The following is a 14,636-nucleotide window of genomic DNA, read 5'->3' on the forward strand; positions in this document are numbered from 1 at the left end:
TGATGCCTATTTCGACGATCCGCCGCTGCCCGCCGCCAAGCGTCGCGACCGTCGCATTGACTTGCGATGGATTCGAACTCTACGGTGGAACAGATATTTGGTCAATCGAGTTCAAGATGGTCGCCGATACTTGCGGAGGTCGACGGTGGCGGATGACGCTCCCGGCGAGCTGTTCCAGGCATTCGGCATGTTCGCTTCGGCACTCGCGGGTCGGCCCGTGGCGGTTGCCCCGTTGTCGACCGGGGAACTGCCCTGGACCGACGGTCAAACCATCTACGTGGACGGGGACGGAGCAAGGCTGGAAGCGCTGCGAGCCCTGGCGGTACAGGCGTCCTTGATTGCGGCCGGCAGCCTCGAGCCGGATGCCGTGCGCGACTTGGTGCGCCAGCGCCGGCTCGCCAGGCGCTATCTGGCGATTGAGGGTCACCGCGCCCTGGTCAGTAACGCCGAGTTGCTGCCGCCGGTGCTGGCGGAGCTGGGTGACCGCGACATCGCGAGCCACAGCGACTCGCCTGCCTGCTCGCTGAAGATCGCGGCCGGGAAAGTGCCGATCGACGACCCGGCGCCGGTCTTCGGGGTGATCCGGGCGGCAAAGGTGTTGGCGGTCGGCGCCAAAGCCGAAAAGCAGGACCAGGCGGCTCCGCAACACGTGCCGCGCACACCGGGCCAGCAAGAACTCGAGGACCTCGACGACGGCGAGGCCGACGACTCCGACGACCCGGACCTGTTCACCAGTCCGGTCGGCGGCGGCGGTTTCATCGGCAAGTGGTTCAAGAAGTTCCTGTCATCAGCGCGTAAGACCGGCAGCGGCGGCGGACCACCCGGTGCGGACAGCCCCACGCACCGCACCAATTCGGCGAATCGGGGGCGGCACGCGGTGTCGTCCCTGGCTTCGGCCTCCGGGGCTGACGTCGATGACGGTGACGTACGCGGGGACGGCCTGCGGTACCCGGAATGGGACGTGACGCGTAAGCGCTATCGGCCGGACTGGTGCACGGTGCGGGAGGTGGAGCCCAGGATCAAGGGCACCGCGACCCAAGCCATCGACGATGCGATCGGCGTGCGCCGCCCGCTGTCGCGGCTGGGCATGGGCCTGCACCGCCGCCACCGCCAACCGCAGGGCGACGACATCGACATCGACGCGGCGGTGGAAGCCCGCGTCGAGATTCGGGCCGGGTCGGTGCCCGACGAGGCGGTGTACCTGGACAGCCTGCGGCGCCGACGTGATCTGTCCGTGTTACTTCTTCTCGATGTGTCCGGGTCGGCCGCGGAGCCCGGAACACGTGGGCGGACGGTTCATGAGCAGCAACGCGCGGCCGTCGCCAATCTCGCTGTCGCGCTGCATGATCTGGGTGACCGGGTGGCCCTCTTCGCGTACTACTCCCAGGGCAGGGGAGCGGTGAGTATGGTCCCCGTCAAACGCTTCGACGACCACCTCGACTCCCGGGTCCTCAGGCGGCTCAACAGCCTGGAGCCCGGTGCCTACTCCCGCCTCGGCGCGGCGATCCGGCACGGCGCCGCCGTGCTGGAGGTGCGCGGCGGCACCTCGCGGCGCCTGCTGGTGGTGCTGTCCGACGGTCTGGCCTACGACCACGGCTATGAGCGGGACTACGGCGCGGCGGACGCGCGGCGCGCTCTGACCGAGGCCCGCCGTCGAGGTACCGGGTGCGTGTGCCTGACCATCGGCGCCGGCACCGATGTGCCGTCGTTACGGCGGGTGTTCGGCAATACCGCACACGCGATCATTGCCCGTCCCGAGCAGCTCGCGGGCGTGGTGGGACCGCTTTTTCGGTCCGCGCTGCGCTCGGCAGAGGTCCGCCGGAAGGTGTCCTGACGCCATGCCGCAGACCGCGACTCGACGTTTGTCTTCGCAAAACCGCTCGTCAGCGCGCTTGAAACAAACATCTGTTCCGGTTAGGCTGCGGTGAACAGAAGGGAAGTTATGGCCAACGAGCCCGGGCTGGTCCACCGGAACGGCGCTGCCGCCGATACGGGCGGAAGGGAATCGTTGCGGCCCTACTACCAAGCGGTCGGCAGCGAAGAGACCGTCTTCCGGGCGGCCTATCGGCAGGGTCTGGCGCTCGTGCTCAAAGGACCGACGGGTTGTGGCAAGACCCGCTTCGTCGAGGCCATGGCCCACGATCTCGGCCGGCCGCTGATCACCGTCGCCTGCCATGACGACCTCACCACCGCTGACCTGGTCGGCCGCTACCTGCTGCGGGGCGACGAGACGGTGTGGGTGGACGGACCGTTGACCCGAGCCGTCCGCGAGGGCGCGATCTGCTACCTGGACGAGGTGGTCGAGGCCCGGCAAGACACGACCGTGGTGCTGCACCCGCTCGCCGACCACCGGCGACAACTACCCATCGAGCGTCTCGGCATCACGCTGGATGCGGCACCTGGATTCGGACTGGTGGTGTCCTACAACCCCGGCTACCAGAGCGTGCTCAAGGACCTCAAGGATTCGACGCGGCAGCGCATGGTCGCCATCGAATTCGGTTTTCCCGCAGCCGAAGTCGAAAGAGGGATCGTCAAGCACGAAGCCGGTGTGGACGACGACACCGCGGCTGAATTGGTGCGGCTCGGCCAGGCCATCCGACGGTTGGAGACCGGCGGACTGCGCGAGGTCGCGTCCACCAGGGTTCTGATCGCGGCCGGCAGGTTGATCGCGGAGGGACTCACCAGGTCGGAGGCGGCGCGGGCCGCGATCGCCGGACCGCTCACCGACGACGCGGCGGTCGGGCGGGCGCTCAACGAGATGATCGAGTTGTATCTGGGCGATGGCGATCGCAAGCGCGCACCGTCGGCGAGCAGCAGGGCGGACTTGCGATGATTGACGGTCCAAAAACGTCGAGGTTAGATTCGGAACAAATATTCGGTCGGGCACGCTACGGAGTGCGCTCGACACCCGGGAGGTCAGATGTCCTACGAAAGCACCGCAGAACCGATCAGGGTCGGCTACCTGATGGACTTCAAACTTCCGCCGGGCTTTCCCGAGGACCTGTTCGCCTCGTTCACCCAGACTTTCGACCTCATCTTCGAAGAGGCCGTCGCGCAGGGCCTGATGGACCGTCCGGTGCAGATGATCTATCGCGAGGTGGAGGGTCTGCCCAAGGGTTCGGTCAAGGCGGTGATCGACGCGTACGGCGAACTGGTCGACGAGGGCTGCCTGGTGGTCTTCGGTCCGAACATCACCGACAACTGCGTGCCGTTGCGCGAAGCGATCGAGGACCGATTCAAGGTTCCAGCCATCAGCGTGACCGGCACCGACGACTGGCTAGGGGAGTGGACGTTCGCATTCCCCCAGGGATCCATGACCGATGAACCGATCTTCCTGGCCGACCTCATCGCCAAGAAGGGACTCGCGGAGATCGGAGTCTTGGTGGAAAAAAGCCTCATCGGTGAGAGCTACCTGAAGAACTTGCGAAGCGCGTGCCGGCGCAAGGGCATTCGGATCGTGGCCGAAGTTGCGATCGCCCAGACGGCGCAGGACATCAACTCCGCGGTGCACAGTCTCCATGAGGCCAAAGCCGAGGCGATCGTGCACCTGGGATTCGGGTTCGGGATCGTCTTCATCAACCCGGCGCTCGAGGCCCTCGGCTGGGACCCGCCCCGTTTCACTACCACCGCCTGGCAGAACGCTTGGGTCAACCCGATCATGTGGAACGCATTCATGGGCTGGACCGGTGTCGACCAGTACGACGAAGCGAACAAGATCGGGCAGGACTTCCTGGACGCTTACGCGGAGAAGTACGACGGCAGTCGCCCCGAGTTCTGCGTGACGGTGGTGAACCGTGATGTCGCCGCCACCCTGGTCCGGGCGTTCGGCGACGCGCATCCGCTCAGTCCGCGCGGCGTCAAGGAGGCCCTGGAGCGGGTCAAGATGATGCCCGCCGCATCGGGCGCGCCCGGCACTCGGGTGTCCTTCGGCAAATGGACCCGTCGGGCGTGGATGGGGGCCGGCTACCTGGTGGCCCGCACACTCGACGCCGACGGCATCAACTCGCACTTGGTCGATCGCTTCGGAGAGGAAGGCTGAACGTGGCAACCAAAGAATCCACTTCGCCTGCCGCGGCAAAGAAAACCCATGGGTCAGGCGAAAAGCGCCGCTGGGGCCCTTGGGTAGCCGGCACCGCGCTGGCGGCGTTCGCGCTGATGTTCATCGCCGTCTGCCGCACCGACCTCGATCCACGGGTCGCCAACCCGAACGTGCAGGGCAGGCCACGTCCGGTCCCGTTCACGTTCGGCCTGGACTACATCACCTTCTTGGATTCTGCGACCGCCTTCACGTTGGTGGTACTGCTCGTGGTGTTCATCAGGGGTTGGCGGCGCAATCCGGGCAGTCCGGCGATGTTGATGTTCCTGTGCACCACGCTGATCGTGTGGCAGGACCCGATCATGAACTGGGCGCCGTTCGCGGTCTACAACCCTGATCTCATCCACTGGCCGGAGTCGTGGCCGCTGGTTTCGTTGTCACCGTCGGTCGAACCGTTCGTGGTCTTCGGCTACGTGATGTTCTACTTCGGCCCCTACTTCCCGGCCGTCTGGTTGTTGCGCAAATGGCAGGCCAAAAAGGGGCCCGAGCATTTCGTGTCCAGGCATCCGCTGGTCACCCTCGGTCTGATCACCTGTGTGTTCGGCTTTGTGATGGACGCGTTCCTGGAGAACACGTTGATCCACTGGGGGATGTACATCTACTCGCAGGTGATTCCCTGGGGCTCAATATTCACCGGCACCACTTTCCAGTTCCCGCTGATCTGGGAGTCGTTCTCGGTGACCTTCGTGATGGTTCCCGCCGCGATCCTGTGCTACCGCGACGACACCGGGAAGTCGGTGGCGGAGAAGATGGCCGCGAAAGCAAAGATCTTCCCGAGTCGGCCCGTGCTGGGCACGTTCCTGGTGATGTTCGCCATCATCAACGTGTCGTACTTCGCTTACGGGACCTGGTTCTGGGCGATCAAGGTCAGCCATGCCGCCACCTCGGTGGCCTGCCCGTGGCCCTACCCGGAAGCCAAAGTGTATGACCCGCAGGGGTTCTACGAGAAGGCCGGCGCACCGGGGCCGTACTCGGTCGGCATCTGGTCGACCTGGGCGAGCGGTGAGCCGAACGGGCGGCCACACGTTGACCCGCCACCGCCCGGCCAAGGCGCCTGTGCGAGTAAGAATGGCTGAGCCGCGCACGGTCGTCATCACCGGCGCGTCCCGTGGGCTCGGTTTCGCATCGACCGTGCGACTGTATCGCGAGGGGTGGCGCGTGGTCGCGGCCATGCGGACACCTGAACACGGTATGCCGTTGCTAAGGAACGCAACTGGGGCAGTTGATGACGACGACCGGTTGATCGGGGTTCAACTCGACCTCGCCGATGCCGCGTCCATCTCGGCCGCGGCGAAGGTGATCGAGGAAGCCGTCGGCGCCCCCTATGCGCTGGTACACAATGCGGGTATCTCCGCCGCCGGGATGGTGGAGGAGACGGATATGGCGTTGTGGCAGAAGATGTTCACCACCCACGTCATGGGCCCTGTTGCCCTTACCCAGGCACTGCTGCCGTCGATGCGGGCGGCGGGGGAGGGGCGCATCTTGCTGGTTGCAAGCACGGCCGGAGTGCGCGGCCAGCCTGCCACCGCACCGTACTCAGCGTCCAAAGGTGCCATGGAACGGTGGGGCGAGTCCTTGGCGTGCGAGATCGCGCCTTTCGGTCTCGGCGTCACTGTCCTGGTGACGGGCACTTATGACACCGACATCATCACCGACGCCGGAACCATCGACGACCGCAAGTTCGACGGCCCCTATGCCCGGTTGCACAACACCATGAACACCCGCGGACGGTTCGCGATGAAAATGGCGAGGCCACCGGAGCGGTTCACCGACGGCCTGCTCAAGGCGCTGGCAGACCAGAAGCCGTTTCGCCGTCGCGGAGTGGGCCCGGACGCGTCAATGCTTTTGGTGGCCAACCGGATTCTTCCGGCGGCGGGCGTGCACCACATGTCCCGAGTCGTACTGGGCATACCGAGGCAGGGTTCGATGCGCGACGGCGCGTGGCCACTGACGTCCAGCCAGAAAGCGATGGTTTTTGTCGCACGCGTTCTTCCGCAGCCGGTGCTGCAGCGCTTGGCGGCACTCGCGGCACGACGCCGCAACGGGGAGTAAAGGGGACTAACTATGGAACAACTTTTCGACGATCTGGAAGATTTCGGCGCCTTCGACGATGCCATCTCCGGAGACGTACGTGACCCGTACACCGAGTTGGCTCGGTTGCGGCGCGAGGAACCTGTTCAGCGGCTTGACATTTCGGGAGCGCTTCCACACGAGGAATCGCTGCCGATGTTCATCGTTTACCGCCACGAGGACATTCAGCAGATGCTGCGCGACAACGAAACCTTTTCCTCCGCGGCAGTCATCGCGGCGTTCGGTCCGGTGCTGGGTGAACGCGTGATGCTCGGAATGGATGAGCCGATCCACGGCCGGCTGCGGTCATTGGTGTCAAAGGCGTTTTCGCAGAAGTCATTAGCGCGCTGGCAGGACGAGTTGGTCGGTCGGGTGGCGAACAGTCTGATTGACAACTTCGCCGCCAACGGCAAAGCGGATCTGGTGAAGGAGTTCACCTTCGACTATCCGAGCCAGATCATCGCGGGCCTGCTGGGTCTCCCGGAGCAGGACTACCCACAATTCCAGCGCTGGTCGATCTCGTTGCTGAGCTGGCTGATGAACCCCGAGCGTGGCCTCGCCGCAGCGGCGGCGCTGTGTGAGTATTTCGCGCCGATCCTCGAGGCTCGCCGCGCCGACCCGAAAGACGATCTGATCAGTGCGCTCGGTGCGGCCGAGATCGACGGCGAGAAGCTTGCCGACGAGGAGATCTTCTCGTTCCTGAGGCTGCTGCTGCCGGCCGGCGTCGAGACGACGTATCGCTCGCTGGGCAGCCTGCTGCTCGCATTGCTGAAGGATCCGGAGCAGTTGGAGGCGATCCGCGCGGATCGGTCGCTGTTGCCACAGGCCATCGAGGAAGGCGTGCGGTGGGAGTCGCCGTTGCTGACCATCACCCGGGTGACCACCCGGGATACCGAACTCGGCGGGGTGGCAATCCCGGCCGGCGCCACGGTGATGCCGATGTTGGGTTCGGCAAACCGGCAGGAAGATCGATATCCCGATCCGGACACGTTCAACATCCACCGGCAGGCCAGGTCAAACCTCGGGTGGGGGCACGGTGTGCACGTCTGCCTCGGCATGCACCTGGCGCGACTGGAAATGCGCACCGCCATCAACCTGCTGCTGGACCGGCTGCCGAACCTGCGACTGGATCCCGACGGCGACGACCCGCACGTACGCGGGCAGGTTTTCCGCTCGCCGACGTCTGTTCCGGTGCTGTTCGACCCCCAGTAACGGGGTGCTTTGAAGTTGCAACTTGCCAATCGGCTAGTTTCCAGTAAGGCTCACTATAGGGCGGCCCGCCCGCCGACCATTTTTTGTGTCCCGGCGCTTCAACCAGCGCCTCGTCGAAAGAGAGCTGAACAAATATGACAAATACTGTAAAGGTCCAGTTCGAGTCGAAGATGATGATCGACGGTAAACTCGTCGATGGACAGGCCGGCACCTTCACCAATATCAACCCGGCGACCGAGGAGTCGCTCGGCGAGGTCGCCGACGCGTCGAAGGCGGACATGCACCGGGCCATCGACGCCGCCCGGCGGGCCTTCGACGAGACGGACTGGTCGACCAACAAGGAGTTGCGCAAGCGTTGTCTGCTGCAGCTGCACGACGCGATCGAGTCTGAGAAGGAAGAGCTGCGCGAGGAGCTCATCCTCGAAGTCGGCTCTCCACGTGCCATCACGTTCGGCCCGCAGTTGGACGCTCCCTTGGCGGATGGCCTGAAGTATCCGGCCCGGCTGATCGACGAGTACGCGTGGGAAACCGACCTCGGTGACCGGGTGATCAGTCTGACCGGTGCGAACACCAGCATCAAGGTCTGGCGGGAGCCGGTGGGCGTCGTCGGCGCCATCGTGCCGTGGAACTTCCCGTTCGAAGTAACCATCAACAAGCTCGGCCAGGCACTGGGCACCGGCAACACCATCGTGCTCAAGCCGGCGCCCAATACGCCGTTCAACGCCACCCGGCTCGGCCGGCTGATCGCCGAAAAGACCGACATCCCGGCCGGCGTGGTCAATGTGGTCACCGCATCGGATCACTTTGTCGGAGAAGAGCTCACACTGTCGCCGAAGGTCGACCTGATCTCGTTCACCGGTTCTACGGTGGTCGGCAAACGGATCATGGAAAAGGGCGCCGCGACCATGAAGCGGCTGTTCCTCGAACTCGGCGGCAAGTCGGCCACCATCGTTCTGGAAGATGCCGACTTCGGGTTGGCCTGCGCGATCGGCATCGCCCCGTGCATGCACGCCGGTCAGGGGTGCGCGAACCCGACCCGGATGTTGCTGCCCCGGTCGCGTTACGAGGAGGGTGTGGCGATCCTCAAGAGCATCTACGACAACGTCACCTGTGGCGACCCGCAGGATCCCGGAACGCTCTGCGGCCCAGTGATTTCGAAGCGACAGTTCGACCGCGTCTCCGACTACATCAAGAAGGGCGTCGAGGAAGGTGCCACCGCGCTGGTCGGCGGACCCGGTGCCGAGACCGGCTTCGACAAGGGATACTTCATCCGCCCAACGCTTTTCACCAACGTCGACAACAAGATGACCATCGCCCAAGAAGAAATATTCGGTCCGGTGCTGTCGGTCATCCCGTTCGACGACGAGGAAGACGCGATCCGGATCGCCAACGACAGCGTCTACGGGTTAGCCGGCAATGTGATGTCGGGTTCGCTGGAGCGTTCCCTGGCGGTCGCCCGCCGAATCAAGGCCGGGTTCATGGGAGTCAACGGTGGCGCTCCCTACGCCGCCGACGCACCGTTCGGTGGATACAAAGACAGCGGGGTGGGCCGTCAGAACGGCATCGCCGGCTTCGACCAGTACACCGAGGTCAAGACGGTGGGTTACCCCGCCGGCTGACACGCCGGCCGTGACTACCTACGTCCTGGTGCACGGCGGCGGCCACGGCGGCTGGTGCTATCAAGCCGTCGCACGACTGCTGCGGGCCGGTGGGCACGAGGTCTACGCCCCGTCCCTGACCGGACTGGGCGAACGGGCGCACCTCTTTCGCTGCGATGTCGATCTCGACTGCCACATCACCGACATCGTCAACCTGTTGCATTTCGAGGATCTGCGTGACGTAGTCCTGGTTGGACACAGTTACGGCGGCATGGTGATCACCGGCGCCGCCGACCGGGCCGCCGACCGCGTCGGTCACCTCGTTTATCTGGACGCCGCCACGCCGGTCAACGGCCAGGCACTCGTCGAGGTGGCTCCCGCGATGCTGGCGGTGGCCCGCGCCGAGGGCCGCATGGTCGACGGTGTCGAAATGTGTTTGTACCCAACCGATGCCATGCTCGCGTACTACGGTGTCCGCGATCGGTAGCAGGTCGAGTGGATGAAGGCGCGTTTGACGCCGCATCCGTGGAAGTGTTTCGAGCAACCGTTGCGGTTGACCAACGAGGTCGCGCTGGAATCGATCCCGCAATCGCACCTGTGCACCACGCTGTACATGCGATGGCGCGATGTAGATAGCCTGCGGCAGAAGGCAAACGGCAGGCTCTGGGACCTGGACACCGGCCACGACATGATGATCACCGAGCCCGGTTGGGTCGCCGAGAAGCTCATGGCGTTGGCCGCTAATCGGGTTCGTCATCATCTTCGAGTGCCAGCAGTTTCTCCGGATGGTGGTACGTGTTGATGCGTGGTTGTCCGTGATCGAGGTGGGCTGGGGGTAGCCATTCGGTTTCGCCGCGAGCGTTGGTGCGGGTGGTCCAGCCGTTTTCGGCGAGTCTGTTGTGGATTCCGCAGGCCAGGGTGAGGTCGTTGATGTCGGTGGTGTGGGTATTCGTCCAGCCGGTGACGTGGTGGACTTGACTGTGGTAGGCAGGGGCGTCGCAGCCCGGCATGGAGCAGCCAAGGTCCTTGGCGTAGAGCATGATTCGTTGCGCCGGTGAGGCGAACCGTTTGCTGTGGTAGAGCGCCAGCGGCTTGCATCCATCGAACAGTGCCAGGTAGTGATGAGCGTGGCCGGCCCAGCGGATCACATCCGACATCGGCATCACGGTGCCGCCGCCGGTGATGGCTCTGCCGGTGGCGGCCTCGAGTTCTTTGAGGGTGGTGGTGACGACGATCGTCACCGGCAGGCCGTTGTGTTGGCCCAGCGTCTCGGAGTCGAGCAGCCCCACCAGGCCGGTCAGTAGTCCGTCGTGTTGACGTTGGGCTTGGCTGCGAGTGTCACCGCGTTCAGGGGTGTCGCCGTGCGGGTTGGCGGTGCCGGGGGTGGCGAGTTTGGCCCAGATGGCCTCGATGGTGGCGCGCAACTCCGGGGTGATTAGTCCGCTGATGCGGCTCATGCCGTCGAATTCCTGCTTGCCCAATACGATGCCGCGTTTGCGGGCGCGGTCTTCGTCGCTGTAGTCGCCGTCGGGGTGGAGCAGGTTCATGATCTGGTGGGCGTATTTGGCGACCTGTTCGGGCCGGTAGTCGCGGGCTTTGCCGGCCAGGTCGGCTTCGGCGGCTTCGCGGGTGCCCAGGTCGATGTGGGCGGGCAGGTGGGCGAAGAAGCTGCGGATTACGCGGATATGGCTGTCGCCGATCAGGCCGGCGGCTTGGGCAGCGGCGGTCGCGGTCAGCAGCGGTGCGAGGGTCTCCCCGGTCAACGCGCGCCGTGGGCCGAGGTCTGCGGCATCGGCGACGCGACTGCAGGCTTCGGCTTTGGTGATCCGCAGCCGCTCGGCCAGCGCGGCGGGCAGTGTGCCGCCGAGTTCTTCGTTGGTGGCCTGGGAGCCGAGTTGATTGATCACCGCGTGCCGGACCGCCCGCGATCGCCGCTCGTCGCGTTCCATCCGATCGAGGACCCGCAGCAGTTCCGGGGTGGTCAGCGACTCGAAAGACAATTCACACTGACGATCGCGCGCCGCGTCGCACGCGGCGAAGACCTCGACGATCTCCTCACGCGTGCTGCACGACATACCCGAATTCTACGAAAGGCCACCGACAAGTTAATTTCTGACAACTACGTAAATATAAGTGGTGCAGAGCTTTTCGTGCGTCAGATGAGAATCGCACTGGCTCCTGACTTGACCTAAAGTTTGTTCCGATCGAGAATGGAGGGCGTGACGAGTGACGGTCAGAGTGCGCGTGATTTCGACACAGCCGACTTCTTCGCCGACCCGACGCTAATCCCCGATCCTTATCCATATTTCGACCATCTGCGGTCGCAATGCCCGGTGCTGCCGCGGTGGAACGTGCGAGTTTCTCGACGAGTACGCACAGCCATTCTCGGGCTTGGTCATCGCCGATCTGCTCGGAGTGCCCACCGAGGATCACGACGAGTTCCGGGCTGTGTTCTCCGGCAAGGTTGTCGGCAGCATCGAGGACGATTCGCTGTCCCGTACCCACAACCCGCTCGAATACCTCGATGACAAGTTCTCGACGTACATCACCGAACGCCGTCGCGAACCGCGCTCCGACGTGCTGACCGAACTGGCGCAGGCCAAGTATCCCGACGGCTCGACGCCTGAGGTCATCGATGTCGTCCGGCTCGCGGCATTCCTCTTCGCGGCCGGCCAGGAAACCACCACCAAATTGCTCAGCTTCGGCCTGCGGATGATCGCCGACCGTCCAGAAATACAAGGCACAGCTGCGCGAAGACCGCAGCCGTATACCGGCATTCGTCGAAGAGACACTCCGAATGGAGAGCCCGGTCAAATGCCACTTCCGGATGGCCCGCACCTCGGTGACCGTGGGTGACGTCGAAGTTCCGGCCGGCAGCACGGTGATGCTGCTACCCGGCGCGAGTAATCGAGACGAACCTAAGTTCGAGCAGCCCAACGAATTTCGGGTCGACCGGCACAATGTGCGAGAACACGTGGCGTTCGGGCGGGGGAGTCATTCCTGCCCGGGAGCGCCGTTGGCGCGCACGGAGGGTCGGATATCGATCAACCGCATCCCGGACCGGATGTCCGACATCGTCCTCGTCGAGGACAAGCACGGGCCACCCGACGCGCGCCGCTACGCCTACGAACCCACCTGGCAGATGCGCGGGCTCACCGAACTGCACCTGGGCTTCAGGCCGATCTGATAGTCGGCTGGTTGTTACTCAGGCGGCAACGGCCGCTTCAACGTCGACACGATGCTCCACTCGAAGAAGTTGTCGCCACCCTTGTCATAGGCCTTGAAGTGGTGGGACACCTGAGTGCGCTGCACCGAAGAGTTCACGATCTCCCAGCCCTGGGCCCCGTAGGTGTTCGCTGCCCGGTTCGCCTCTTCCAGTACCGACTGCAGTGACTCGTGGGTGTGGGAGATGAAGGTGGTTTCCCATCGCTGCTGGTGAGCGGGTGTGGGGGTGGTCATATCGCGGCACCCTACTTCGCTGAAACCGGCGGATAAATGAATGAGACATGACCAAAGCCGGACGCCGGGAATAAGACCTGGAAAAGACGGGGCTCGCAAGCCGGGCAGACAGTGCACAGAGCTAACAAACCAAGTTCAAAAGCATAGGTTTTATAGGTAAATGGCACCCCGCTACGCCCCCGGCCAACGCGTTGGTTGACAATCGAAGAAATAACACGTGTCAAAGGAGACATTCTCATGGCTGAAGCCGTCATCGTCGAGGCAGTGCGTTCCCCGATCGGCAAGCGCAACGGCGGGTTATCCGGAGTCCACCCCGCTGAGCTGTCTGCCCAGGTCCTCAATGGTTTGGTCACCAAGGCCGGCATCGACCCCGAACTCGTCGACGACGTCATCTGGGGCTGCGTCATGCAGGCCGGTGAGCAGGCCCTCGACATCGGCCGCACCGCGCTGCTGACCGCCGGTTGGCCGGAGACCGTGCCCGGCGTGACCGTCGACCGGCAATGCGGCTCGAGCCAGCAGTCCGTGCACTTCGCCGCGGCCGGCGTGGTCGCGGGGCACTATGACGTCGTCGTCGCCGGTGGTGTGGAGTCGATGTCGCGGACCCCGATGGGTGCGTCCCTGGCTAACGGCGGCCGGCCCTACCCGGAGCAGTTCCTCAGTCGTTACGACGGCAGGATCCCCAACCAGGGCATCGGCGCCGAGATGATCGCCGAGCAGTGGGGCCTGTCCCGCCTCGAGCTGGACCAGTTCTCCCTGGACTCACACGAAAAAGCCGCTGCCGCACAGGATTCCGGCGCTTTCGATGACCAGATCGTCGGCATCAAAGACCAGGACGGCAACGTCGTCTTGAAGGACGAAGGCATCCGCCGCGGCACTCCGATCGAGAAGTTGGCATCGCTGAAGCCGGCCTTCAAGGAGAACGGCGTGATCCACGCGGGCAACTCCTCGCAGATCTCCGACGGTTCAGCCGCACTGCTTTTCATGTCCGCGGAGAAGGCGAAAGAACTTGGCATGACGCCGATCGCCAAGGTGCACACCGCCACGCTGGCCGGCGCCGACCCGGTGATCATGCTGACCGCGCCGATCCCGGCAACCCAGAAGGTGCTCAAGCGGTCCGGCCTGTCCATCGGCGACATCGGCGCCTACGAGGTCAACGAGGCGTTCGCCCCGGTTCCGCTGGCCTGGCTCAAGGACATCGGCGCCGACGAGACGAAGCTCAACCCCAACGGCGGTGCGATCGCGCTCGGCCACCCGCTCGGCGGCTCGGGCGCCCGCATCATGACCACACTGCTGTACCACATGCGGGACAAGGGAATTCGCTACGGATTGCAGACGATGTGTGAAGGCGGCGGTCAGGCCAACGCGACCATTCTGGAACTGCTGTGACAGAAGCCGGTGATGGCGCCGCGCCGGGAGCGCTGACCGAACGACGCGGTGATGTGCTGATCATCACGATCAACCGGCCCGAAGCGCGCAACGCGGTCAACGGTGCGGTCAGCATTGGCGTCGGCGATGCGCTGGAAGCGGCGCAGCACGATCCCGATGTGCGGGCGGTGGTGATCACCGGTGCGGGCGACAAATCGTTCTGCGCCGGTGCCGACCTCAAGGCGATCGCGCGGCGGGAGAACCTGTATCACCCCACTCATCCCGAGTGGGGTTTCGCCGGCTACGTGCACCACTTCATCGACAAGCCCACCATCGCCGCGGTCAACGGCACCGCGCTGGGCGGCGGCACCGAATTGGCGCTGGCCAGCGACCTGGTGGTGGCGTATGAAAGCGCAAAGTTCGGACTGCCCGAGGTCAAGCGCGGCCTGATCGCGGCGGCCGGCGGAGTCTTCCGGATCATGGATCAACTGCCGCGCAAGGTTGCGATGGAACTGCTGTTGACCGGCGAACCGCTGACGGCATCCGACGCCCACGAGTGGGGCCTGATCAACCAGGTTGTCAAAGAAGGCACGGTGCTCGACGCCGCGCTGGCATTGGCGGCACGGGTGACCAGCAACGCGCCGCTGTCGGTGCAGGCCAGCAAGCGCATCGCCTACGGCGTCGACGACGGCGTCATCACCGCGGACGAAGCGGGCTGGGACCGCACCATGCGCGAGATGAAGACGCTGATCCGGTCCGAGGACGCGCGCGAAGGGCCGCTGGCGTTTGCCGAGAAGCGGGAACCGGTCTGGAAGGCGCGCTAGCGGCGGGTTGCG

At 64.7% G+C, this 14,636-nt stretch carries 13 protein-coding genes and 1 pseudogene; 12 read left to right on the top strand and 2 right to left on the bottom strand.

Features of this window, described 5'->3' with window-relative positions; all coding sequences use genetic code 11:
• Positions 1-187: 187 nt before the first annotated feature.
• The 9 genes from ACZY1I_RS10320 (at position 188) to ACZY1I_RS10360 (ending at position 9,778) form a co-directional block, all read left to right on the top strand.
• Positions 188-1,834 carry a nitric oxide reductase activation protein NorD gene (locus ACZY1I_RS10320; protein WP_463754373.1) on the top strand — a complete coding sequence of 549 codons (1,647 nt, stop codon included), beginning with the start codon at positions 188-190 and terminating at the stop codon, positions 1,832-1,834.
• A gap of 108 nt (positions 1,835-1,942) precedes the next feature.
• Entirely contained in the window at positions 1,943-2,833 is an 891-nt protein-coding gene (locus ACZY1I_RS10325; protein WP_463754239.1) for an AAA family ATPase, read from the top strand.
• An 87-nt stretch (positions 2,834-2,920) separates the two neighbouring features.
• Positions 2,921-4,039, top strand: coding sequence for an ABC transporter substrate-binding protein (locus ACZY1I_RS10330; protein WP_463754240.1), 1,119 nt, complete (start codon positions 2,921-2,923; stop codon positions 4,037-4,039).
• Positions 4,040-4,041: 2 nt separating this feature from the next.
• A complete protein-coding gene (locus ACZY1I_RS10335; RefSeq protein WP_463754241.1) occupies positions 4,042-5,172 on the top strand; it encodes a spirocyclase AveC family protein in 1,131 nt (376 codons plus the stop codon).
• Complete coding sequence (locus ACZY1I_RS10340) at positions 5,165-6,148, top strand: SDR family oxidoreductase (protein ID WP_463754242.1); 984 nt, start codon at positions 5,165-5,167, stop codon at positions 6,146-6,148. The genes ACZY1I_RS10335 and ACZY1I_RS10340 overlap by 8 nt, the downstream gene beginning before the upstream one ends.
• Before the next feature lie 12 nt (positions 6,149-6,160).
• Positions 6,161-7,378: a cytochrome P450 gene (locus ACZY1I_RS10345; RefSeq protein ID WP_463754243.1), complete on the top strand. Its 1,218-nt coding sequence runs from the start codon at positions 6,161-6,163 to the stop codon at positions 7,376-7,378.
• Between the two features lie 134 nt (positions 7,379-7,512).
• Positions 7,513-8,997 carry an aldehyde dehydrogenase family protein gene (locus ACZY1I_RS10350; RefSeq protein ID WP_463754244.1) on the top strand — a complete coding sequence of 495 codons (1,485 nt, stop codon included), beginning with the start codon at positions 7,513-7,515 and terminating at the stop codon, positions 8,995-8,997.
• A gap of 10 nt (positions 8,998-9,007) precedes the next feature.
• Entirely contained in the window at positions 9,008-9,463 is a 456-nt protein-coding gene (locus ACZY1I_RS10355; protein WP_463754245.1) for an alpha/beta fold hydrolase, read from the top strand.
• Positions 9,464-9,475: 12 nt separating this feature from the next.
• Positions 9,476-9,778: a hypothetical protein gene (locus ACZY1I_RS10360; protein ID WP_463754246.1), complete on the top strand. Its 303-nt coding sequence runs from the start codon at positions 9,476-9,478 to the stop codon at positions 9,776-9,778.
• Here the strand turns inward: ACZY1I_RS10360 and ACZY1I_RS10365 are convergent.
• Positions 9,717-11,051 carry an HNH endonuclease signature motif containing protein gene (locus tag ACZY1I_RS10365; protein WP_463754247.1) on the bottom strand — a complete coding sequence of 445 codons (1,335 nt, stop codon included), beginning with the start codon at positions 11,049-11,051 and terminating at the stop codon, positions 9,717-9,719. The two genes, ACZY1I_RS10360 and ACZY1I_RS10365, sit on opposite strands and share 62 nt — an antisense overlap.
• A gap of 271 nt (positions 11,052-11,322) precedes the next feature.
• Between ACZY1I_RS10365 and ACZY1I_RS10370 the strand changes: the two are divergent.
• A pseudogene (locus ACZY1I_RS10370) lies at positions 11,323-12,163 on the top strand (cytochrome P450); the annotation flags it as partial.
• 14 nt (positions 12,164-12,177) lie between these two features.
• On the opposite strand, the gene ACZY1I_RS10375 reads toward ACZY1I_RS10370, so the two are convergent.
• The gene (locus tag ACZY1I_RS10375; RefSeq protein ID WP_463754248.1) at positions 12,178-12,435 is read right to left on the bottom strand and encodes a hypothetical protein; all 258 of its coding nucleotides are present in this window, start codon (positions 12,433-12,435) and stop codon (positions 12,178-12,180) included.
• Positions 12,436-12,672: 237 nt separating this feature from the next.
• On the opposite strand from ACZY1I_RS10375, the gene ACZY1I_RS10380 reads away from it, so the two are divergent.
• Positions 12,673-13,821, top strand: coding sequence for a thiolase family protein (locus tag ACZY1I_RS10380; protein WP_463754249.1), 1,149 nt, complete (start codon positions 12,673-12,675; stop codon positions 13,819-13,821).
• A complete protein-coding gene (locus ACZY1I_RS10385) occupies positions 13,818-14,624 on the top strand; it encodes a crotonase/enoyl-CoA hydratase family protein (protein WP_463754250.1) in 807 nt (268 codons plus the stop codon). The genes ACZY1I_RS10380 and ACZY1I_RS10385 overlap by 4 nt, the downstream gene beginning before the upstream one ends.
• Positions 14,625-14,636 lie beyond the last annotated feature (12 nt).

The organism is Mycobacterium sp. IDUB_37, from assembly GCF_055419245.1.

Excerpts from the sequence above, each read along its gene's own strand:
- ACZY1I_RS10345 (WP_463754243.1), top strand. The coding sequence starts at position 6,161 with ATGGAACAACTTTTCGACGATCTGGAAGATTTCGGCGCCTTCGACGAT.
- ACZY1I_RS10380 (WP_463754249.1), top strand. The coding sequence starts at position 12,673 with ATGGCTGAAGCCGTCATCGTCGAGGCAGTGCGTTCCCCGATCGGCAAG.
- ACZY1I_RS10340 (WP_463754242.1), top strand. The coding sequence starts at position 5,165 with ATGGCTGAGCCGCGCACGGTCGTCATCACCGGCGCGTCCCGTGGGCTC.
- ACZY1I_RS10365 (WP_463754247.1), bottom strand. The coding sequence starts at position 11,051 with ATGTCGTGCAGCACGCGTGAGGAGATCGTCGAGGTCTTCGCCGCGTGC.
- ACZY1I_RS10375 (WP_463754248.1), bottom strand. The coding sequence starts at position 12,435 with ATGACCACCCCCACACCCGCTCACCAGCAGCGATGGGAAACCACCTTC.
- ACZY1I_RS10330 (WP_463754240.1), top strand. The coding sequence starts at position 2,921 with ATGTCCTACGAAAGCACCGCAGAACCGATCAGGGTCGGCTACCTGATG.
- ACZY1I_RS10325 (WP_463754239.1), top strand. The coding sequence starts at position 1,943 with ATGGCCAACGAGCCCGGGCTGGTCCACCGGAACGGCGCTGCCGCCGAT.
- ACZY1I_RS10350 (WP_463754244.1), top strand. The coding sequence starts at position 7,513 with ATGACAAATACTGTAAAGGTCCAGTTCGAGTCGAAGATGATGATCGAC.
- ACZY1I_RS10360 (WP_463754246.1), top strand. The coding sequence starts at position 9,476 with ATGAAGGCGCGTTTGACGCCGCATCCGTGGAAGTGTTTCGAGCAACCG.
- ACZY1I_RS10320 (WP_463754373.1), top strand. The coding sequence starts at position 188 with ATGTTCGCTTCGGCACTCGCGGGTCGGCCCGTGGCGGTTGCCCCGTTG.